The organism is Chitinophaga sp. HK235 (genome assembly GCF_018255755.1).
Classification (GTDB): domain Bacteria; phylum Bacteroidota; class Bacteroidia; order Chitinophagales; family Chitinophagaceae; genus Chitinophaga.
Map to the genome: position 1 here is coordinate 5916824 of NZ_CP073766.1, position 20909 is coordinate 5937732.

16 protein-coding genes and 2 tRNA genes are annotated in these 20909 nt (G+C 45.8%); 14 read left to right on the forward strand and 4 right to left on the reverse strand.

Features of this window, described 5'->3' with window-relative positions:
• Positions 1-421 precede the first annotated feature (421 nt).
• The 5 genes from dnaA to KD145_RS22415 all read left to right on the forward strand — a co-directional run bounded on the left by dnaA (position 422) and on the right by KD145_RS22415 (position 3853).
• The gene (gene dnaA, locus KD145_RS22395; protein WP_113615518.1) at positions 422-1855 is read left to right on the forward strand and encodes a chromosomal replication initiator protein DnaA; all 1434 of its coding nucleotides are present in this window, start codon (positions 422-424) and stop codon (positions 1853-1855) included.
• A gap of 140 nt (positions 1856-1995) precedes the next feature.
• Positions 1996-2256, forward strand: a complete 261-nt coding sequence (locus KD145_RS22400; RefSeq protein WP_212001810.1) for a hypothetical protein — start codon at positions 1996-1998, stop codon at positions 2254-2256.
• A 323-nt stretch (positions 2257-2579) separates the two neighbouring features.
• A tRNA-Ser gene (locus tag KD145_RS22405) sits at positions 2580-2668 on the forward strand.
• Between the two features lie 223 nt (positions 2669-2891).
• On the forward strand, positions 2892-3443 hold the full coding sequence (locus KD145_RS22410; RefSeq protein ID WP_212001812.1) for a GNAT family N-acetyltransferase: 552 nt from the start codon (positions 2892-2894) through the stop codon (positions 3441-3443).
• Positions 3444-3643: 200 nt separating this feature from the next.
• A complete protein-coding gene (locus KD145_RS22415) occupies positions 3644-3853 on the forward strand; it encodes a GreA/GreB family elongation factor (RefSeq protein WP_212001814.1) in 210 nt (69 codons plus the stop codon).
• A 109-nt stretch (positions 3854-3962) separates the two neighbouring features.
• Here the strand turns inward: KD145_RS22415 and KD145_RS22420 are convergent, their stop codons facing one another.
• The gene (locus KD145_RS22420; RefSeq protein WP_212001816.1) at positions 3963-4298 is read right to left on the reverse strand and encodes a hypothetical protein; all 336 of its coding nucleotides are present in this window, start codon (positions 4296-4298) and stop codon (positions 3963-3965) included.
• Between the two features lie 413 nt (positions 4299-4711).
• The gene (locus KD145_RS22425; protein ID WP_212001818.1) at positions 4712-5776 is read right to left on the reverse strand and encodes a serine hydrolase; all 1065 of its coding nucleotides are present in this window, start codon (positions 5774-5776) and stop codon (positions 4712-4714) included.
• A 507-nt stretch (positions 5777-6283) separates the two neighbouring features.
• Between KD145_RS22425 and KD145_RS22430 the strand changes: the two genes are divergently transcribed.
• Genes KD145_RS22430 through KD145_RS22445 form a run of 4 tightly spaced genes read left to right on the forward strand, consistent with a single transcriptional unit; the run spans position 6284 to position 14133 of the window.
• Positions 6284-9340 (forward strand): TonB-dependent receptor, encoded by a 3057-nt coding sequence (locus tag KD145_RS22430; protein WP_212001820.1) that lies wholly within the window; start codon positions 6284-6286, stop codon positions 9338-9340.
• Positions 9341-9367: 27 nt separating this feature from the next.
• The gene (locus KD145_RS22435) at positions 9368-10840 is read left to right on the forward strand and encodes a RagB/SusD family nutrient uptake outer membrane protein (RefSeq protein ID WP_212001822.1); all 1473 of its coding nucleotides are present in this window, start codon (positions 9368-9370) and stop codon (positions 10838-10840) included.
• Between the two features lie 23 nt (positions 10841-10863).
• The gene (locus tag KD145_RS22440; protein WP_212001824.1) at positions 10864-12504 is read left to right on the forward strand and encodes an arylsulfatase; all 1641 of its coding nucleotides are present in this window, start codon (positions 10864-10866) and stop codon (positions 12502-12504) included.
• A gap of 21 nt (positions 12505-12525) precedes the next feature.
• Complete coding sequence (locus KD145_RS22445) at positions 12526-14133, forward strand: arylsulfatase (protein ID WP_212001825.1); 1608 nt, start codon at positions 12526-12528, stop codon at positions 14131-14133.
• On the opposite strand, the gene KD145_RS22450 is transcribed toward KD145_RS22445, so the two are convergent.
• Positions 14111-14965 (reverse strand): AraC family transcriptional regulator, encoded by an 855-nt coding sequence (locus tag KD145_RS22450; protein WP_212001827.1) that lies wholly within the window; start codon positions 14963-14965, stop codon positions 14111-14113. The two genes, KD145_RS22445 and KD145_RS22450, sit on opposite strands and share 23 nt — an antisense overlap.
• A 128-nt stretch (positions 14966-15093) precedes the next feature.
• Between KD145_RS22450 and KD145_RS22455 the strand changes: the two genes are divergently transcribed.
• The gene (locus tag KD145_RS22455) at positions 15094-16077 is read left to right on the forward strand and encodes an NADP-dependent oxidoreductase (RefSeq protein WP_212001829.1); all 984 of its coding nucleotides are present in this window, start codon (positions 15094-15096) and stop codon (positions 16075-16077) included.
• Between the two features lie 210 nt (positions 16078-16287).
• Positions 16288-16362: transfer RNA gene (locus KD145_RS22460), tRNA-Pro, on the forward strand.
• Positions 16363-16466: 104 nt separating this feature from the next.
• Here the strand turns inward: KD145_RS22460 and KD145_RS22465 are convergent.
• Positions 16467-16628: a hypothetical protein gene (locus KD145_RS22465; protein WP_212001830.1), complete on the reverse strand. Its 162-nt coding sequence runs from the start codon at positions 16626-16628 to the stop codon at positions 16467-16469.
• Positions 16629-16846: 218 nt separating this feature from the next.
• Here KD145_RS22465 and KD145_RS22470 point away from each other — a divergent pair, with 218 nt between their 5' ends.
• The 3 genes from KD145_RS22470 to KD145_RS22480 all read left to right on the forward strand — a co-directional run bounded on the left by KD145_RS22470 (position 16847) and on the right by KD145_RS22480 (position 20808).
• Entirely contained in the window at positions 16847-17851 is a 1005-nt protein-coding gene (locus KD145_RS22470; RefSeq protein ID WP_212001831.1) for a YafY family protein, read from the forward strand.
• Between the two features lie 258 nt (positions 17852-18109).
• On the forward strand, positions 18110-19687 hold the full coding sequence (locus KD145_RS22475; RefSeq protein ID WP_212001832.1) for a class I SAM-dependent DNA methyltransferase: 1578 nt from the start codon (positions 18110-18112) through the stop codon (positions 19685-19687).
• A gap of 2 nt (positions 19688-19689) precedes the next feature.
• A complete protein-coding gene (locus KD145_RS22480) occupies positions 19690-20808 on the forward strand; it encodes a restriction endonuclease subunit S (RefSeq protein ID WP_212001833.1) in 1119 nt (372 codons plus the stop codon).
• Positions 20809-20909 lie beyond the last annotated feature (101 nt).

Below are 20909 nucleotides of genomic sequence, written 5' to 3' on the forward strand. Positions count from 1 at the left end.
TAAATGGAGATACTAACATAGTTTTGCACCCTCGCAGAAAAAATTGTGAATATCTCACCTGTTTTCTGTGCTTGATTTTTTTGCGATGAGAAGGTGCGATATTATTTTATCAGTTATATATCCATATTTATGATAAAGAGGACAATGAGAGAGGCAAAGATGTTGCTAATCAACAGTATTTATGGTACTTAAAATCGTGCAACGTTAGTGCTGTAAAGCACTGGCAGCAGGGCATGGCACAGTATTGACACACTGTTGTCCGGAGAATATAAACAAGGGTAGATAAATTTTTTTTTTCAACATTTTCTACAGATATTCGTCGTCCTGTCTGAAAATTTTTCAACATCCTGCGTTGAGGAATTTAGAATTCGAGAACTAAGCAGCATCCTTAATTAAGAAACAACTAATTTTTTTTATCTCAATGAATAAAACTTGCGAACAAGTTTGGGAAAGGTGTCTTAATATAATTAGGGATATTGTGGAATGGCAGCCGTTTAAAACTTGGTTTGAACCTATTAAGCCCATTAAACTTGAAAACAATGTTTTAACCATCCAGGTCCCCAGCCAATTCTTTTATGAATATCTTGAAGAGCATTATGTGGGATTGTTAGGGAAAACAATTAAAAGAGAATTAGGTAAAGAAGCCCGGTTGGAATACCGCATTGTAGTAGAGAACGGTACACCACATCAGCATCCCAGAACGGTCAATATGCCGACGCAGTTTGTCAAACCCCAGAAAGATAATGAGGTTGACTTCCCGCTAACAATACATAATCCGGTTAAGAATCCTTTTGTAATCCCTGGTATCAAACGGGTACAGATCGATTCGCAGCTGAATCCCAACTATACGTTTGACGCGTATATTGAAGGAGATTGTAATCGTGTGGCACGCCGTGCAGGAAAAACGGTGGCGGAAAAACCAGGTGGTACTTCCTTCAACCCACTCGTTATTTACGGTGGTGTAGGATTAGGAAAGACACACCTCGCACAGGCCGTGGGCAATGAAGTAAAGCGTATTCATCCGAATAAGGCTGTACTGTATGTGAGCGCGGAAAAATTTATCAATCAGTTTATTGATCACTCTAAAAATAATATCATCAACGATTTCATTCACTTCTATCAACTGATAGATGTACTGATCGTAGATGACATCCAGTTCTTTGCCCGCGCAGAAAAAACACAGGACGCGTTTTTCGCGATCTTCAACCATCTGCATCAATCCGGCAAACAACTGATCCTTACTTCCGATAAAGCACCCAAAGACCTGGACGGTGTGCAGGAACGCCTGTTGAGCCGCTTCCGCTGGGGCCTCAGCGCTGATATCCAGATCCCTGATTTTGAAACCAGAATGGAAATTCTGGAACTCAAAATGAGAAACGATGGACTGGAAATGCCCAAGGAAGTAGTGAAATACGTGGCCTATAATATCCAGACTAACGTACGTGAACTTGAAGGTGCCCTCATCTCCCTGCTGGCGCAGTCTTCCCTGAACCGCAAAGAGATTGATCTGGAACTCGCTAAAAGAGTACTGAAGTCTTTCGTCAAAACTTCTTCCAAAGAAATCACCATCGAAAGTATTCAGAAAATGGTCTGCGAATACTTTGATGTACCATACGATAAACTGCTGCAGAAAACACGCAAACGCGAAATCGTACAGGCGAGACAGATAACCATGTACCTGGCTAAATCATTTACAAAAAATTCCCTGAAAACCATCGGAGAACACTTCGGCGGAAGGGACCATACTACCGTGATCCACAGCTGTCAGACCGTAAAAGACCTGATGGACACCGATAATAATTTCCGTGACAGCGTCATCGAATTACAGCAAAAAGTACAGCTGGCTGCTATGTAAAGCCAATCCCCATGACCTATTTATGTAATGCCGTTCCTCTACAGGACGGCATTACTTTTTTATTTTTATATTTTATGCCGGCTTAAACCCTTTCCATGAACATTCGCATCATCATTTAGCCGCTGCTATTGTTTGTCAGCGTGGTCTTTTATCGTATCAGCAGCCAGCGGGAAGAAAAACTGTTTGCAGAACAAGGCGTGGCAACAGTAGGGACCATTGAAGGCGGGATATATCGTACTCATCGAGGTGGTGCGACCGAAAATATAATCGTCCGTTTTACCACACACGATAAAAAACAGCTCGAACTGTATGGTTACAGAGCTGGAGAAGCAGGTAAACCGCACTACAAAGACGAGCCTGTATCTCCGGGAATATCCTCATATTTACCGGTTGGCCTATGATAGCAGCACCATTTTCCCCGGGAAAATCCTTTTTTAAATAATGCCCTATAAAAAAAATGAAAAAGCTGGAAGGCCCCGGCAATTTAAAATTAGAAAAGATCGGCGGCAGATTTAAATTATTGGGTACTACTCAGCAAACCCTTTTCCAGAAAGAGTTTTATTCGTTGCTGATACAGTATGAAAGGCCACGCAGATCCGCTTTCGCCTGTTCCACTCCCCCTCCTGAAACTCGTTTTTTCAAAAAAAAAATCTAAAAAAAATGAAAATGCTTTTGGTGAATATAAAACTTTTCCTATTTTTGCAACCCCTTCAGGGATATACACGGTGAGGTGCCTGAGTGGCCGAAAGGAACGGTTTGCTAAACCGTCGTACGGGTTAAACTGTACCGAGGGTTCGAATCCCTCCCTCACCGCAGGAAAGGGACCAATCAGCTTCATGATGATTGGTCCCTTTTTCATTTGGTCCCAGGACTAAAGTCCTGGGCTATTGTTGTAGCAGATTGCATCTCTCCCGTTCCTCTTGCTTCACTCGACACACTGCTGCGCTGTAAACCGGACTATCCATTTTTTCCTGATTGGTGTACAGGTATCGTTCATATGAAAAGTAGTTTTGTATAGAAATTGAATCCTACTGATATGAATATAAATACACAGCCTACGCTCGGGAATGAAAACCTGTTGTTAATACCCCTGCAGGAATCAGATTTTGAAGCCCTTTACGAGACGGCTTCCGATGAAAAGATATGGGAGCAGCATCCAAATAAAGACCGCTGGAAAAGAGAGGAATTTCAGCGTTTTTTTGAAGGCGCCATAAAGAGTGGCGGAGCCTTTAAAATCATTGATAAAAAAACAGGGGCAGTAGCCGGAAGCACCCGTTTCTACGATTATAATCCATCTGACAACAGTATCATGATCGGCTATACGTTTTATGCTACCCGTTATTGGGGCAAAGGATTAAATCCTGTGGTGAAGCACCTGATGCTGGATTATATTTTTCAGTATGTGGATAGTGTGTATTTCCATGTAGGTGCTTCCAATGTCCGTTCACAGATAGCCATGACCAGGTTGGGAGCCAGAAAGGTGAGAGAAGAAGATGTAGCCTATTATGGCGAAGCAACCAGGCATAATTTCGTGTATCAGATCACCAAAGAAGAGTATACCGAAAAACAGGCAACAGATAAGTCCTGATGGAGAAATCTCCGTTTTTTAGTATCTTCATCCTTCGTGAAAAATCTTTTTTCCATATTCATTTTCTTCTCTCCTGCTAATCTCTTTCAACTGGCAGGTGTTACGCCATTCATCAGTGGCAGACTGTACTCCTTTTCAAATTATAAAGACTTCAATAATTAATCCCCGCTCCGTTAGTTACTGACGGAACAGGGATATTTATGTATGGCTATACGGTAAACCGGATTAATCTGGAATACAAGCTGATGCCGCCAGGTGAGGCCGATGAGCATAATGGAAATATCTCCGCGCTGTCGTTGTTTGGCCTGGCTTTGATGGGGTTACAGGAAGGTGAAAGTTTTACCTGGCAGTTGTCGGGCAGAAAAAAATACTATGCTGTAGTGGCGGTGAGGAACAATGCGTTTGTGTAAACGGTAAGGAATGACTGGATGAACCCATGTTGACGGTTGAAATATAAACCTGCCTGCGGGAAGGGTATATTTCAGCCGTCAACAGTTTTTCAGGGTGAATATTGCGGGGTTAATGTTTCCGCCGGGACTTTTTCTTTTCTGTTGTTGTTATTTTTTCGGATGTCCCGTTATTCCCGTAGTTACCGCCAATGCTATCATTGGTCCGGCTGTTTCGTGCAATGTCAGGTATACCGGCTGCCAGGTTTTCGGCTAGTGGTTTGAAGAGGTGGGCACGTACATTGCTCTGGCTGTCGAGTATTTCCTGCAGCCGTATTACTTCAGGGCTCGCCCACATTTCTGCCAGAAAAAGGCTGTCCCGCTGCCGGGGTGTGTTTGCAGACATATTGTTTTGTGCAACAGCCTTCATGGAAATAGAACAAACAAGCATGAAAACGATCTTTTTCATAATCTCAATAGTCGATTGATTCATCACGGTTTGTATTCCCGCAATAATGGTGAAAAAAAGGGTGTACGATTATCTCATAGGAGGTATAGAGAATAGCTAGTTGGTAATGTTCCTCAAAAGTACAATCACCTTACGCAGTGTATTTACGTAATCATCAAAAAAACTAAGATTCATGAATATGCGGTGGAAGGACTGAGACCAGCCTTTGTGGGCCAGTGAAAAGCCTGGTGGGTAAGGCTCACACCACAAAGCCCCGCAGGCTTTATTGGTAGTGTGAGCCTGAAGTTAACGTGTATCCACGTTTTCGCAGTGAGGGATCGTGTCAATATCCCTGCATCACTGAAAAAACAATAAAGTAAGCAATAGTATTGTATTGGTTTTCATGATATTTCTGGTTATTGGGGATAAATATTTCACTTCATATCTTCCACCATCATATTCCTGATCTTTTTCTCAAACACAAAAGCCCTGGCCATATCCCGGGTATCCCAGGATACGTTTTCCAGTACGATTACACTGGTTTGGGTGGCGGGGTAATAAAAGTTGATGCAGGTGGTGGCAGCAGCCGGCATATTGGCGGCGCCGCTATGTCCCAGTTCTGTGAGCGTTCCCGGATGTGCGATCTGTATGCCATCGCCATAGTCTACAGGGCCCCAGGTGGGATGGTCGCGGTGAGAGAAAGAAGTAGTGAAGATTTTGTATAGACTGTCAGGCAGTATCCTTCCGTTGTGCAGTGCTTCATTCCACAGGAGCAGGTCGCGGGCGTTGGAGATAATACCGCCGGCAGGGGCGAGCATTTTCATGAAGGTTACATCAGCGCCGGTGGGGATGAGCTGGCGGGTGCTGTCTTCCAGAAAACTTTTCAGGACGATAGGTTTGTTGCCCGGGGCATAACTGTTTCTCATCCCGGCCTTGCTAAAGAGGTCCGCCACCAGTGTGTTATAGGGTTTACCGGTTACTTTTTCAAGGATCTCACCTAACAGCGAGTAACCGATATTGGAATAGGCAAATTGTGAACCTGGTTTAAATGCCAGTGGTCTGTCAGGCCAGATGATACCAGAGACATGATTGAGCAGATGTTGTACCGTGACGGTATCTTTCCAGCGTTGAGGGATGTTGTGGAGATAACGGCCAATAGGCGCCTGCAGGTCCAGATGCTTTTCCGCGGCCTCCTGTAGTACCAGTACACCGGTCACTTGTTTGCTGACAGAACCTATCACAAACTGTTCATCGGATTGAAGCGGTATTTTGTGTGCAGCATCGGAAAAACCATAACAGCGGGAATATAGGATTCTGCCATTGCGGGCAATGAGGATAACGCCGTTGAAGGGACGTCCCAGGTCTGTTTTTATCAGGGTGTCTATACGGGCGATGACTGCAGGACTTTGCCCGCTGGCTGGCATAACGGAAATCAACAGGGCCGCAGCGAGGGCACGCTGACAAGTCCGCCTGATCAGGGCAGGGGAAAAAATTTTCATGAAACGGAGTTGAGGATGTTAGCAGATGGTTTTATGCTTCACGTAAGTTACGCCGACTTCCCGATTTCTTCCAAACAAAATTGATGCACGCTAAAAAAATCTTATAACTATTAGTCTACAAATATTGTGTACTAATAAAAATAGTCTTACTTTTACCCCGTTGTTATCAGAACAGGCACTGAAAACCACCATCTATATACAGCAGAACCAGCCCTGGTACAGTTTTTAGCACCACCCAATAAAACTGTAGGGCACCAACAGTGCTTCCAGCAACATTTTTCTTCAACACTAAATTTTATTTAGATGTCAACCACTTATTACTGCAACCGTACCGGCGGAGTGAGGTGCTGTTCCGGCTGTTGTTGTGTACGATAGAAGCTTTCCGGCATTTCCTCTAGTTGATTCTTTTCTGACAGGGCCTTTGTTTCCAGGGCCTGACATTCCTATGCCCGTTGTCATGTTACCTGTTTTCCGGCTTGTGTGGACGGGCGGCTAAATTTTTAAATCATGCAGATAATGTTACACAAAAACATATTGGCATGGGTAGGACTATCCATGCTCTTTTTTATCCCCTTGCTTTCAACAGCACAGGTGCCTACAACACCGCTGATCAATTCACACCTGAGCGGCATAGTGGTGGATGCCCGCACCCATGAACCATTGCCGGGCGCGGTGGTCAATATCAAAGGTACCACGCATGGTGTGTCTACTGATGCAGAAGGACGTTTTGTATTTGTTACCGGACAGAAATTCCCTTATACACTTATCATCAGTTACATCGGTTATAAAAAAACAGAGGTGGTAGCTACAGGTGGCCATATAGAAATACCACTGGAAGCGGTGCAGAGTCAGCTGAATGATGTGGTGGTAGTGGGATATGGCACGCAGAAAAAAAGTGATCTTACCGGTGCTATAGCATCCGTTTCAGGCCCGTTGCTGAAGCAGCCGGTAAGTGCTGTTGACCAGGTGCTGAAAGGTGCTGTTCCCGGCGTACAGGTAACCCAGACTTCCGGGCAGCCTGGTGGTGGCGTCAGTATCCGTGTAAGGGGAGGTAGCTCCATACAGGGTGGTAATGAACCACTGTATGTAATAGATGATTTCCCGATATACAACAGCCCTGCGGGCCCGGGTATACTCACCGGTGCACCCGTAAACCCGCTGGCCAGCATCAATCCTTCTGATATCGAAAGTGTGGATGTCCTGAAAGATGCCTCTGCCACCGCCATCTATGGCTCCCGCGGAGCCAACGGAGTAGTGATCATCACCACCCGTAGAGGCAAAGCCGACCGGAACGCGATTTCCTATGAAGAATCTTACGGCGTACAGTCCTTACGCAGGAAGATAGACCTGCTCAACGCCCGCGACTTTGCCATCTTGCGCAATGAAGCATTGTTCGATGCCAATCCTTCCAAAGGCCCTAACCAGTACCTCTCACAGGAACAGATCAACCAGCTGGGCAAAGGCACCGACTGGCAGGACGCCGCTTTCCGTAGTGCTCCCACACAAAATCATCAGCTGACCATCAGCGGAGGTAATCCTAAAACCCGCTACCTGCTTTCCGGCAATTACTTTGACCAGCAGGGTATCGTCAGCAATACGGGCTTTACACGACTGGGTGTCAGAGCTAACGTAGACGCACAACCGTATGAAAAGCTGAAAGTAAGCGCCAACCTGTCTGTCAGCAAGTCGGACGCCAATGTAGCGCCTTCCGGCTTTATCACCTCCCTGTTGCAGATGCCGCCTACCGCTACCATCTATGAGCCGGATGGCAGCTATACCCTCCGTAATCCTTTCGAAAACATTTTCGCTAACCCTATCGCTACCATTAACGAACAACGTAACAAATCGACTACTAATCGTCTGCTGGGCACTGCCTTTGCTGAATACAGCATCATAGATGGACTGAACCTGAAAGTGTTGCTGGGCGCCGATGTGAACAATACCAGTGAAAAGAACTACATCCCGGCAACTATTTATGAAGGGATACAGAACAAAGGCAACGCTGCCAGAGGCACCTACAATGCTTATTCCTGGCTGAATGAAAACACCCTCACGTATACACGCAGTATTGGTAAACATGCTTTTGATGTACTGGCAGGTTTCACCCAACAGGAATTCAGTAGTGATATTGTAAGATCCGGTGCACAGAATTTTGTTTCAGATGATCTTACCTACAACAGCCTGCAGAGCGGATCTACACTGGTACGTCCTTTTTCCGACGCTACCTCCTGGGTGCTGCATTCCTATCTGGCGCGAATCAACTACAATTATCACAGCCGTTATTATTTAACGGCCAGCATCCGTACAGATGGTTCTTCCCGTTTCGGGAAAGGCAACAAATGGGGCTACTTCCCCTCTGCAGCTGCTTCCTGGCGTATCAGCAACGAACGCTTTTTTGAACCGGCCACAAAAGTAATCAACGACCTGAAACTGCGGGCCAGCTTTGGTACTACCGGTAATCTGGAGATCGGTGAATATCAATCACTCGCCACCCTCTACAGCCTCAATTATCTTTTCGGGAAAAATATAGCCACCGGTTTTGCTCCCTCCCGTCTGGCTAATGATCATCTGGGCTGGGAAAAAACCTGGCAGTATAATGCCGGACTGGATGCAGCATTTCTGCGAGGCAGGCTGTTATTTACGCTGGACGGCTATTACAAGAAAACAACCAACCTGCTGCTGAATGTAGAAATACCCTGGACTTCCGGACAAACCGCTTCCCTGCAGAACTTCGGCTCTGTACTGAACAAAGGCCTGGAAGTCAGCATCAGCAGTAAAAACTTTACCGGAGCTTTTACCTGGAATACGGATTTTAATATTTCCTTCAACCATAATGAAGTGCTGACCATCGGCAATGGTGCCCGCTCCTATATCAGCGGCAACTATATCATTCAGGTAGGACAACCGCTGGGAAGCTTCTATGGTACGGTAACAGATGGTATTCTGCAAAAAGGAGAAGAAGCCACCAAAGGAAAATATACCGGCAATGCTGCGCCTAAGCCAGGAGACCGTCTTTACAAGGATATTAACGGCGACGGCACCTTCACCACAGCTGCCGACAGAACGATTATCGGCAACGCACAGCCGGACTTTGTGTTTGGCTTTGGCAACAACTTTTCCTGGAAAGGATTGTCACTGTCAATATTCCTGCAGGGATCTTATGGTAATAAAATCCTGAATTCCAACCGGCAATCGCTGGAACTGTTTACCGGTCAGCAAAATGCTGCGGCTTCGGCACTGGACCGGTGGACGCCTGCCAATCCCAGTCAATCTATTCCCCGCGCCAAGTTGGACCCCGCCCCGGTTTTCTCTGACCGCTTCATCGAAGACGGTTCTTTCCTGCGGATTAGAAACATCACGCTGGGCTATACCCTGCCCAGGTCGGTGATCGGTAAAATATCGGCTGTCAACGTATATCTGTCTGCACAAAATCTGCTTACCTGGACAAGATATACCGGCTTCGATCCGGAGGTGACTTCCGGCAGCAACGTATCACCGGGAACAGATGCAGGCATCTATCCCGTAGCCAGAACAGTAAGTGCTGGTGTGCGCATCACACTGTAATCATCTACCAACCACAAAAAAGCAAGTATGAAAAAAGCCTTTGTATTGTATATCGTTATGCTGGCCATCGGGTGGGTATCCTGCACCAGGCTGGATGAAAAACCGGAGTCAGTGCTGACTACCGATAATTTTTATCAGAATGAAGACCAGGCCAAAGCGGCCGTCACAGCTGCTTACCGCAAGCTGTATGAATCGGGGCAGTCTATTTATAACAGTCTTTTCCAGATCGGTGTGGAAATGGCCACCGATGATTATGAAGCCGGGCCAAGGGCGCGTAATGCCCATGTGCGGGCCATTTCCGGACTTACCCACGATGCTTCCAACGACCGTATGGAGCAGCTATGGAAACAGAGTTACGATGCCATCAATGTTGCCAATATCGCGATTGACCGTATTGCTCTTATCAAAAAGGAAAATATTTCTGCCACCGTACAAACGCGACTGATCAAAGAAGCCCGGTTCCTGCGGGCGCTGCATTATTTTAATCTGGTGAGATGGTTTGGTGGTGTGCCACTGGTGCTGCATGAACCAGCCTCTCTTTCACCGGAGGCGTTGTATGTGGAGAAAGCGTCAGAAGCGGCCGTGTATGCACAGATCATCAGTGACCTCACCGCTGCAGAAGACCTGCCCGCTCCCGGAGAATATGGTGCCAACGATATCGGCAGGGCTACCTCCGGTGCGGCCAAAAGCCTCCTGGCCAAAGTATATCTCACCCGCAAAGACTGGGCAAATGCAGTAGCGAAAAGTAAGGAGGTGATAGATCATCACTGGTATGCGCTTTTTGATAATTATGCCGATGTGTTTAATGTGGGGAAGAAGAATGGTATTGAACATATTTTTTCTGCGCAGTTTCAGGGCAATTCCGGTTACCAGGGCAACAGTCTGGCCAGTCGTTCTGCTCCCAACGAAGTGCCGGGCATCAATGGTGACTATGCCGATGCATTACACAAACAGGGAGGGCTATACGAAAGTTTTGCAGAAGGAGATGCCCGTAAGGCTGTCACCTTTGTAACCCAGATGCTCAGTCCAACGGATGGAAAGCTGTACACCTTTGAACCGCATTTCAACAAATACTACGATCCTGCAGTAGTGGGCAGCCAGGGCGAGTCTTCCAAAAACCTGCCTATCATCCGGTATGCCGAAGTTTTGCTGATATATGCTGAAGCATTGAATGAGTTGAACGGGCCTTCGGCCGAAGCTTATCAGGCTGTTGATGCCGTGCGGCAAAGAGCTGGTGTGGCCCGTCTGCAGGACCTGGCTCCTTCGCTTAATGCAGACGCTTTCCGTGACAGTATTTTCCAGGAAAGAAGGAAAGAGTTTGTATATGAATACCAGCGCTGGTTTGATCTGGTACGAAGAGGGCCGGATTATTATGTGAAAGTGCTGAAAGCTGCCGGCAAAACCCTGGCTGCTCCCCGGCATATTCATTTCCCTACGCCACAGCGGGAGCTGAATCTCAATCCCAGGCTAAAACAGGACCCGCTCTGGGAAAATTATTGATACCGCATTTAAAAGTATGTCTGATGAAAAAAATGATCACCACCCTTGTTATGCTGGGTGTTATCCACCTGGGTGTAGCACAGCAAAAACAGCAGCGGCCCAACATCATCCTGATCATGGTAGATGATATGGGTTACTCCGATATTGCGCCTTATGGCGGCGAAATACAAACCCCCAACCTGTCGAGGCTGGCCGCCGAAGGGCTGCGATTACAGGAGTTTTACAACAATTCCATCTGTGCACCTACCAGGGCTTCCCTGCTGACAGGGCAGTCCAATCACAAAGCCGGCATCGGTTTTTTTAATGTCAACCTCGGGCTGCCTGCCTACCAGGGTTTCCTGAACAAGGAATCGCTGACGCTGGCAGAAGTGTTGAAGACAGCCGGTTACAGCACACTCATGTCGGGCAAATGGCATGTGGGCGATGATAGTATCTATTGGCCTAATCAGCGCGGATTTGACAGGTTCTTCGGTTTTATCGGCGGTGCCAGCAACTACTATGATATTGGTAGTTATCCCGATAAGGTGCCACCGGTGCCGCTGGTAGAAGACAACCGCCGCCTCAATCTGGCACCAGGACAGTACCTGACGGATGAAATCACCGGCCATGCTGTGAAATTCCTGGAAGAACAAAATCGTACCAGTCAGCCATTTTTTCTGTATGTGGCTTACAATGCTCCTCACTGGCCGCTGCAGGCACCACCTGAAGATATCGCCCGCTACAAAGGGCGTTATGCTATTGGCTGGGACTCGCTGAGGAATGAACGTATCGCCCGTCAGAAACAACTGGGCCTCATCCGCAAAGACGCCACTATCGCCCCCGATCCGGAAGTGCCGGCATGGGAAAGTCTTACCTATGATGAAAAAAAGTTGTGGGAGAAAAAGATGGAAGTGTATGCGGCCATGGTAGACCATGTAGATCAGGGCATCGGAAAGATACTGGATAAGCTGAAGGCATTGAAAAAAGAGGATAATACACTCATTGTATTTATTTCCGATAATGGTGCGCAGGGTGGTTTTATCCCTACCGGCAGAAGAAGACAACGCAGTTCAGGACCTATCGGTACAGCAGGTTCTTATGATTATCAGGAACAAAGCTGGGCACATGTTTCCAACTCCCCTTTCCGTTCGTACAAAGCCAGTGCCTACGAAGGTGGTATCAGCTCTCCGCTGATTGCCTGGTATCCGGCTAAAATCAAAGGTGGCAGCGTCGCCCGGGGCACAGCCCATCTGATAGATCTGGCGCCTACGTTTTATGAAATAGGTCATGCGCATTATCCGGCTACTTATCATAACTTCAGCATACAACCTTTACAGGGAGTCAGTCTGGTGCCCTTGTTTTTTTCCCTGCGGGAGATAGACCGGTCGACGCCCCTTTTCTGGGAAAGAGCAGGCAACAGGGCCGTGAGAAAAGGTAAATGGAAACTGATATCCTCCTATCCTTCCAAACAATGGGAATTGTATGATATAGACAATGATCGCGCAGAAACCAGGAACCTTGCCGCACAACAACCACAGGTAGTAAAAGAGCTGTCGGCCGCCTATGAGCAATGGGCCAGTGATAATAATGTGGTGGACTATGATAAGATAAAACCCGCCGGACCTGCTGGTTTTGCGGGTCCTACAGGCGCGCCGGTTCTTCCATCCCACAGCAAAAAACAATAACATCAGCATAAAAAAGAAAAAATGAAGCAGTTATGGTTAACATTCACCGTCATCGCCACTCTGGCGGTTGTGAACACGATATATGCACAGGCCAGGAAACCCAATATCATCCTGATTCTGGTAGATGACATGGGTTACTCCGATCTGGGAGCTTATGGCTCGGAGATACATACGCCTAACCTGGACCGCCTCGCCAGTGAGGGCTTGCGGCTGAAAGAGTTTTACAACAACTCCATCTGCGCGCCTACAAGGGCTTCCCTGTTAACAGGGCAGTATCAGCACAAGGCCGGTGTCGGTTTTTTTGATGTCAACCTGGGACTGCCTGCCTATCAGGGTTTTCTCAACAAAGAATCTCTCACGTTGGCGGAAGTGCTGAAAACAGCTGGCTATCGTACACTCATGTCAGGTAAATGGCATGTAGGCAATGATAGCCTGGTATGGCCCAATCAACGTGGATTTGACCGGTTTTATGGTATCATCGGCGGTGGCGCCAACTATTTCGATGCCAGGCCTATGCCGCTGTTTGGGTCACAATATCCGGTGGTCCTGGTGGAAAACAACCAGCGGTTGCATCCGGCAGACAACAGCTATTATTTCACCGATGAGATAGCAGCACATGCCGTTAGATACCTGGACGAACAACGCAACAGCAGCCAACCTTTTTTCCTTTATCTGGCCTTCAATGCACCTCACTGGCCATTACAGGCTTTACCGGAAGATATTGCCCGTTACAAAGGCCGGTATGACATAGGCTGGGATTCCCTGCGTACAGAGCGGCTGGCGCGGCAAAAACAGCTGGGTCTCCTGGACCCCAAACAAACTATCGCCGCAAGAGATGCATCGGTACCCGACTGGAACAGTCTTACCTACGATGAAAAAACGTTGTGGAAAGCGAAGATGGAAGTGTATGCCGCCATGGTAGATCGTATGGATCAGGGTGTAGGCAAGGTGCTGGACAAGCTGAAAGAACTGAAGAAAGATGACAACACCCTGATTGTGTTTATCTCTGATAACGGTGCGCCGGCAGAAGATGTGGCACACTGGAACGGCACTCCTGCCGGCCGCAATACAGGACCCGTAGGTACTGCAGGCTCTTTTGAGTCACAGGGTAAAAACTGGTCTTATGTGTCCAATACGCCTTTCCGCGCATTCAAGAACTTTATGTATGAAGGTGGTATCAGTTCGCCGCTGATTGCCTGGTATCCGGGGCATATCCGGAAAGGCACTATTGAAAAAGGTACCGCTCACCTGATTGACCTGGCCCCTACTTTTTATGAGTTGGCCGGCGTGAAATATCCACAGCAGTTTAATGGCGCAAAGCCTAATGCCCTGCCCGGTAAAAGCCTGACAGGGCTCTTTTTCCGGGGAGAAGATATTCACCGTGATGAACCGGTGTTCTGGGAACGGGCGGGCAACAGGGCGGTGAGAAAAGGAAAGTGGAAACTGGTGTCTACCTGGCCGCAGTACCGGTGGGAACTGTATAACATCGAAGAAGATCGTGGTGAGACCACCGATCTGGCGGCCCAGCGCACGGACGTGGTCAATGAACTGTCGGCCGCCTATTTTGAATGGGCTAAAAGAACCGGTGTTGTGGACTTTGACAAGATCAAGCCGGAACGTCGGCCATAGCACTTCTTCTGATTTCAGACATGCCTTTGTTGTAAAAGCGTTTCATCATTTTGTTGAGATGACTGCTATCGGTGAAGCCCAGGTCGTATGCGATTTCCTTAAACGGAATATCGGTGTACAGGGCCTTGGCTTCTGCCAGTTTCAGCTTGGACCGCAGGATAAACTCCTGATAGGTTTCTTTCGCATTGCGTTTGAAATACTCGCTGAAGTAGGTAGGTGCAATATGGAAACGTTCAGACAGAAATTGTGGTGTGATCATCTCCTCATCCAGCAGATGGTATTGGACATGTAGCAGTAGGTCTGCAAACTTTTTTTCTTCGTATAGGGGTTGAAGTGGTAATGCTGTTGCCATATTGCGGGCTATCAGTTCCAGGATGGATACCATGGTGCTTTGCATGATACGGCGTGTATGCGGGTCGTTGCGCTGTTTTTCATACATCAGCAGTTCCAGCAGATGTACCAGGTGCTGTTTATCGGTGTCGTTGCTGATCAGTTCTCCTGGCAGGCGGTTATAGTTGCCGATAATGAAATTGAGGCGGCAGAACCATTTCCCGAAATCAATCACACAATCTTCATCACTCGAAAAAAAATTGGCTGTGAAACGGATAAACAGGAAAGTAGTGGCTTCCGTAATGTCGTATAAGTGACAGTCGGAGGATGGCAGCAGGAAAAAACTTCCTTCCTGGTAAGGAACCTGGTTGTAGTTGACACACTGTTTCCCTTTTCCTTTGAGGATATATACCAGCTCAAAAAAATTATTCCGACGGTTTCGTTTTTCCCAGTGATCCAGCTCGGTAACGCTGATATTGAATGGTTCATGTATTTGTTCCATACTGCTAAGATACATATTTACTACCGTGCTGGAGAGGGTATCCAATCTCGTTACTGCTTTTCCCCTTTTGCTTACCACTCCATTGGTAAGCCGGCTTCTACCTTTGCTGGTATAAAAAATTACGAAAGATGAAAGCAATTGTTTTGGAAAAACTGGATTCCGCTTCACCACTGGAAGTTACCGACATCGCAGTACCAGCTATTACAGATACAGAAGTATTGGTGAAGACAGTAGCGCTGTCTATTAATCCCGTGGATGTTAAGACTTTGGAAGACTATAAAGTGATCACTGATGAACAGACGATACGTGCCAGCGCAGCCGCTGTGTTTGACGGTGTGTCCCCTGTTATCCTGGGTTGGGACCTGGCCGGCATCGTGGAAGCAGTAGGGAGTAAAGTGACAAAATTCAAGGTAGGAGATGCCGTATTCGGGATGGTGAATTTTCCGGGCCAGGGTAAAGTCTATGCAGAATATGTGGCTGCTCCGGCATCCCATCTGGCACTGAAGCCTGATAATATTAGTTTTGACGAAGCGGCTGCTGCTACGCTGGCGGCTGTTACCGCCTGGCAGAACCTCACCCGGCATTATACCGTAAAACAAGGCGACCGTATCCTGATCACCGCTCCTACTGGTGGCGTAGGTCATTATGCCATTCAGATGGCCAAACATCTGGGTGCTTATGTGATAGCCATCACACAGCCTGCCAGCAAGGCATTGGCCTCCTCTTTCGGCGCCGACGAAGTGCTGGATTATGATACATTCGATCTGGACCATGCTGCCAGCCTGCAGCTCAACCTGTTGCTGGACTTAGGTGGTCGTTTGCCGGCTACCCGTTTTACCCGCCATCTGCTGCCCGGCGCCCCTGTGCTGTACGTCCCTTCAGTCATTCCTGACAAACAACAGCAGCATTACCACGACCAGGGACTGAATGTATCCTTTACCATGGTACATTCTGAGGAAAGCGCTATCGACGAGATCGCGCAGCTGTTGAAAGACGGCAGTGTTACCTCGCATATAGACAGTGTCTTCGACTTTACTGCTATGAGAGCCGCATTTGATACCATCCATCAGGGCACAACAAAAGGAAAAATCATCATCAGAATGCCCCGGTAAACATCTTTTCCGAAAAAATCTTCTCTGAAAGTATTCGTTGAAACCTTTACTGGTAAAGGGTTTTAATTTTTCTTCCGAGAAGATTTTTTAATTTTTTTAGAAAAATTTGCTTTTATGTCAAACAAATCCCTACCTTTGCACTCCACATTTGAAGAAAGGGTTGGCCGCAAGGGCGCCTGTTTGATCTGAAATGTGGACCGTTCAGGGATTCGGGGCGTAGCGTAGCCCGGTTATCGCGCCTGCTTTGGGAGCAGGAGGTCGCAAGTTCGAATCTTGCCGCCCCGACGGAAAAAAGGATAGTTCATTACTGATGAGCTATCCTTTTTTATTTTACAGTATTTCATCTTTCAGAAAAAAGAAGCGCTTCCAGTGAAGCGCTTCTAAGAGGGTTAAGCTAACAGGATCAACATCCAGGTTACTGCTTTCCCATCGTAGGGAGGCATTGTGTTGCCTTTTGCAATGGGAGCAGTGGTACTTGGTGTACCAACTACTTTCCATACCCCACTTTCCGGACATTTTTCGCCGGTCCTAGCTGTAGTACCTACTGCCATATGGATGGATTAATCAGACCTCAACAAATTGGAGAGTAGGTCTTGTCTCTCCTGAGCTCTTGGACAGCAGGAACTCATGCTGCTACGAATTATTTTTAGTTGGTTACCATCTCTGATCACAAAAACAAAGCTAGAGGTGCTATGTGAAGCCTATTTGCGCGCCGTTGGGTATTTGAAAAATATTGGCTATTTTCCTATACGTTAAAACATCGTTGCCCATGCCTAAAAACAAAGACTTCACCCGCCGTATTGAGCTTATTGACGCATGTCTCCGTAATAACCTGAGAAAGTGGACACTTAAGACGTTGCTGGAAACGATTAATGAAAAGCTGGAAGAAGGATGTGGAGCGGCAGTAAGCAAGCGCACCCTGCAGGGTGATATCCAATATATGGAACTGGAAAAAAATGCACCTATCGTCAGGCAACGGGAAAGCAATAAAGTTTATTTTTCTTACGACACCCCCGATTATTCCATTAAAAACCTGCCTATAAAAGAGGAAGAGGTTAATCTGCTCAATGATGCAATTAACATTTTGCGGCAGGTCAACGACTTCAAGATATTGCCGGAAGTGGATGCTATTATCAACAAGTTGCAGAATACGGTGCAAGCCAATGTGACAGGTAACGCAGCCATTATCCAGTTTGAAAAGCATACGACGGCATTGGGTATGGAGTATATCGATGATATTTTTACTGCCATTAAGCAAAAGGTTTCTTTGCGAGTAACTTACCAATCGTACAAAGCCAAAGAGCCAACAGAATATGTATTTCACCCTTACCTGCTAAAAGAATGGCGTAACCGATGGTTTGTACTTGGCCGGCAAAACGAAAATGGATATCTTACTATTTGTGCGCTGGACAGAATTAAAAAAATTAAAAATAGTGCGTCCCCGTATATCCTCAATGACTTGTTTGATCCTGATACATATTTTAATAATCTTATAGGGGTTACCATGCCCGCGAACGCGAACATAGAAATGGTTGAAATAAAAGTCGCCCCTGGTCAGGTTCCTTACATTAAAAGTAAGCCTATTCATCACACGCAGGAGATTGTAAAGGAAGATGGATACGGCTATTTACTGATAACGCTGAAAGTAGTGGATAACTATGAATTACGTTCGGTATTACTGGGGTTTGGAGCGGATATCGAAGTGGTAAAACCTCTCTCGTTAAGAGAAGGCATACAGGAGTTGTTTAATAAAGGGATTGAATTATATATGTAATATATTTTACAGCATTGCTTGTGTCAAAAGTGAAGAAATGGGCAGGGATTTTAAAAGGTAACAGCTGCCAGGCTGATTTTAGGCATCCAATTCCACCGTAAAAGGAGTCTTCGCTGTGTAAATACACTTCATCTATCCGAATGACATTTGCAGTATCAATGGTTACCGGATCGCTTAAAATTCAGTACTGGAGAATGTTCGAACAAACCTGCATAAAAATTTCCTTACTTCAAGTATCTTGCGATGAAAACTAATAATATGCTTAACGCAACGCTGCGTGGTCAAATCGATAAAATTTGGGAAACCTTCTGGACGGGAGGCGTTACCAATCCACTTACTGTTATTGAACAAATTACTTACCTGCTTTTTATGAAGCAGCTGGATGTAATACAGCAACAGAAAGAGAAAAAGGCTCAGTTGGGCCGTACAAAGGAAATAAAAGACCCCATTTATACTCCCGAGCAGAATGAGCTGCGCTGGAGTAGCTTTCAAACCCTGGGGAGTCCGGAAGAGCTTTTAAAGATATTTATCAGGCCTGATGGAGCTTTTGAATTTATCAAGCAACTGGGAGATAACAAGGACAGCGCTTTCACTAAATATCTCAAAGATGCTACGTTTAAGATATCCAATGCTCGTGTACTGGGCACTGTGATTGACTTGATCAGTAAGATAGATATGACTGATCGGGATACCAAAGGAGATGTATATGAGTATCTGTTGAGTAAAATAGCGCAAGCCGGTGTCAACGGTCAATTCCGCACGCCACGCCATATTATCAAAATGATGGTGGCATTAATGGCACCTAAAATAACGGATATTATCTGTGATCCGAGTGCCGGTAGCTGTGGCTTTCTGGTCGTAGCTGCAGAATATATACGTGAAAAATACAAACAGGCGCTGGCAAAGGAGGAAAATCATGACCATTTCCAGAATGGGATGTTTATGGGAATGGAGTTCGATGATACGATGTTGCGCATTGGTGCTATGAATATGATGCTGCATGGGATAGAAAACGTTAACCTGAAGCCAGTCGATGCCCTAAGTGAGGCTAATAAGGATTTTGTAGCGACATCTACCTTGATCCTGGCTAATCCTCCATTTAAGGGAAGTCTCGATGAAGATGCTGTAGATAGTAGTATACATCAAATAGTAAAAGGAAAGAAAACTGAGCTATTATTCCTGGCCCTAATGCTACGGGGATTAGTTGTAGGCGGCCGTGCGGCGGTGATTGTGCCGGATGGAGTGTTGTTTGGCAGTAGTAATGCACATAAACAAATACGTAAAGAGATATTGGAGAATAATCAGTTAAATGCTGTGATATCCATGCCCAGTGGTGTATTTAAACCCTATGCTGGTGTAAGTACAGCCGTTCTTATCTTCACCAAAACAGGAAAAGGTGGTACCAGGGATGTATGGTTCTACGATATGGAAGCTGATGGATATTCTCTGGATGATAAACGTACCTCTCTGGCACCTGAGTTTGCCAGCTTCGCTGATTTGGAGAAACTGATAGATCAATATCAACAGGAGCCTGTTTTACAGACGGATATTCCAGATATCGTTCATCGTTACCATAACCTGGAAAAAGAAAGGGAACGTGCCCGTACAGAAAAGAGCTTCATGGTGCCGCTATCAGAAATAGTGGCTAATGGTTATGATCTTAGTATAAATCGTTATAAGGAGGTTGTGCATGAGGAAATTAAATACGACATGCCACAGGAGATAATTGGGGGGGTATTTGACAAGTCAGGCAATTTACAAAAACCTGGCATAAGACAATTGGATAAAGAACGTATGGATCGATTACAGAAATTGGAGCAACTATTGATGAAGTAACTATGAGATGGAAGACAGAAATCCTTGAAAATATAACGGTGATTAGCAAAGGGAAGAAACATTTGGAAACAAATGATAGCGATGCTAAGAGATATATACAGATAGAGGACCTTGGAGACAAATTTATTCCCAAGTATACTCTTGAAAAAGGAGTAGGTGTTGAGGAAAACGATGTCGTAATAGCCTGGGATGGGGCGAATGCTGGTAAGGTTGGAGTTGGAATGATTGGTGTTATCGGAAGTACATTGGCACGAATAAGACCAGTTACCGATAAGATCATTGGAAAGTATCTATTTAGGTTTTTACAACTAAAAGAAGCAGAAATTAGATCTAAAAGGACAGGAGCTACGATCCCACATGTTAATGGCGTGGAATTGCGTAAAATGAGTTTTGCTTTCCCGGATCTTGCTACTCAACAGCGTATAGTCGCTATATTAGACGAAGCTGATGGTTTGCGTAGAGCTGATAAGCAATTATTGGTAATGCACAATGAGTTGATGCAATCCATCTTCATTGAAATGTTTGGCGATCCAATAAAAAATGAGAAAGGTTGGCATTGGGAAAAATTTGCAAATGTTGGGAACTTGGATAGAGGAATATCCAAACACAGACCTAGAAATGCACCAGAATTGCTTGGAGGTATATATCCACTAATTCAAACTGGTGATGTTGCTAATAGTGAGGGATATATAAGAACTTATAAATCAACCTATTCAGAGTTGGGGTTAAAACAAAGCAAACTATGGTATCCTGGAACTTTATGTATTACTATCGCTGCTAATATTGCAAAAACAGGGATACTAACCTTCAATGCCTGTTTCCCCGATAGTGTGGTTGGATTCACTCCAAATAAGAAAACAAATGTTATATATATACAGTTTTGGCTTTCTCATTTACAAGAGATGTTAGAAGCCACCGCTCCTGAATCAGCACAAAAAAATATTAATCTGGAAATTTTAAGAAATTTAAAACTTCCTTTACCTCCAATTGAGTTACAAGATAAATTTGCAAAATTAATAGAAGAAGTCGAACATCAAAAGGTATTGGTCATTCAACAACAGCAACAAAGTGAAGCTCTTTTTCAAAGCTTGTTACAAAAGGCTTTTAAAGGAGAATTGTGATAATTTTGAATGCGTCCTGCTTGAATGTAAGACGCATTCTTTAAATATGAAAACTGATTATTGTTTTTCCCCGAAAATTTGAGACATCAGATTGGTCATAG

Bases quoted from the DNA above. Each gene is read 5' to 3' on its own strand.
- KD145_RS22455 (WP_212001829.1), top strand. From the start codon at position 15,094: ATGAAAGCAATTGTTTTGGAAAAACTGGATTCCGCTTCACCACTGGAA.
- KD145_RS22450 (WP_212001827.1), bottom strand. From the start codon at position 14,965: ATGGAACAAATACATGAACCATTCAATATCAGCGTTACCGAGCTGGAT.
- KD145_RS22425 (WP_212001818.1), bottom strand. From the start codon at position 5,776: ATGAAAATTTTTTCCCCTGCCCTGATCAGGCGGACTTGTCAGCGTGCC.
- KD145_RS22470 (WP_212001831.1), top strand. From the start codon at position 16,847: ATGCCTAAAAACAAAGACTTCACCCGCCGTATTGAGCTTATTGACGCA.
- KD145_RS22475 (WP_212001832.1), top strand. From the start codon at position 18,110: ATGCTTAACGCAACGCTGCGTGGTCAAATCGATAAAATTTGGGAAACC.
- KD145_RS22430 (WP_212001820.1), top strand. From the start codon at position 6,284: ATGCAGATAATGTTACACAAAAACATATTGGCATGGGTAGGACTATCC.
- KD145_RS22480 (WP_212001833.1), top strand. From the start codon at position 19,690: ATGAGATGGAAGACAGAAATCCTTGAAAATATAACGGTGATTAGCAAA.
- KD145_RS22415 (WP_212001814.1), top strand. From the start codon at position 3,644: ATGTATGGCTATACGGTAAACCGGATTAATCTGGAATACAAGCTGATG.
- KD145_RS22465 (WP_212001830.1), bottom strand. From the start codon at position 16,628: ATGGCAGTAGGTACTACAGCTAGGACCGGCGAAAAATGTCCGGAAAGT.
- KD145_RS22440 (WP_212001824.1), top strand. From the start codon at position 10,864: ATGAAAAAAATGATCACCACCCTTGTTATGCTGGGTGTTATCCACCTG.
- KD145_RS22445 (WP_212001825.1), top strand. From the start codon at position 12,526: ATGAAGCAGTTATGGTTAACATTCACCGTCATCGCCACTCTGGCGGTT.
- KD145_RS22410 (WP_212001812.1), top strand. From the start codon at position 2,892: ATGAATATAAATACACAGCCTACGCTCGGGAATGAAAACCTGTTGTTA.
- KD145_RS22420 (WP_212001816.1), bottom strand. From the start codon at position 4,298: ATGAAAAAGATCGTTTTCATGCTTGTTTGTTCTATTTCCATGAAGGCT.
- dnaA (WP_113615518.1), top strand. From the start codon at position 422: ATGAATAAAACTTGCGAACAAGTTTGGGAAAGGTGTCTTAATATAATT.
- KD145_RS22435 (WP_212001822.1), top strand. From the start codon at position 9,368: ATGAAAAAAGCCTTTGTATTGTATATCGTTATGCTGGCCATCGGGTGG.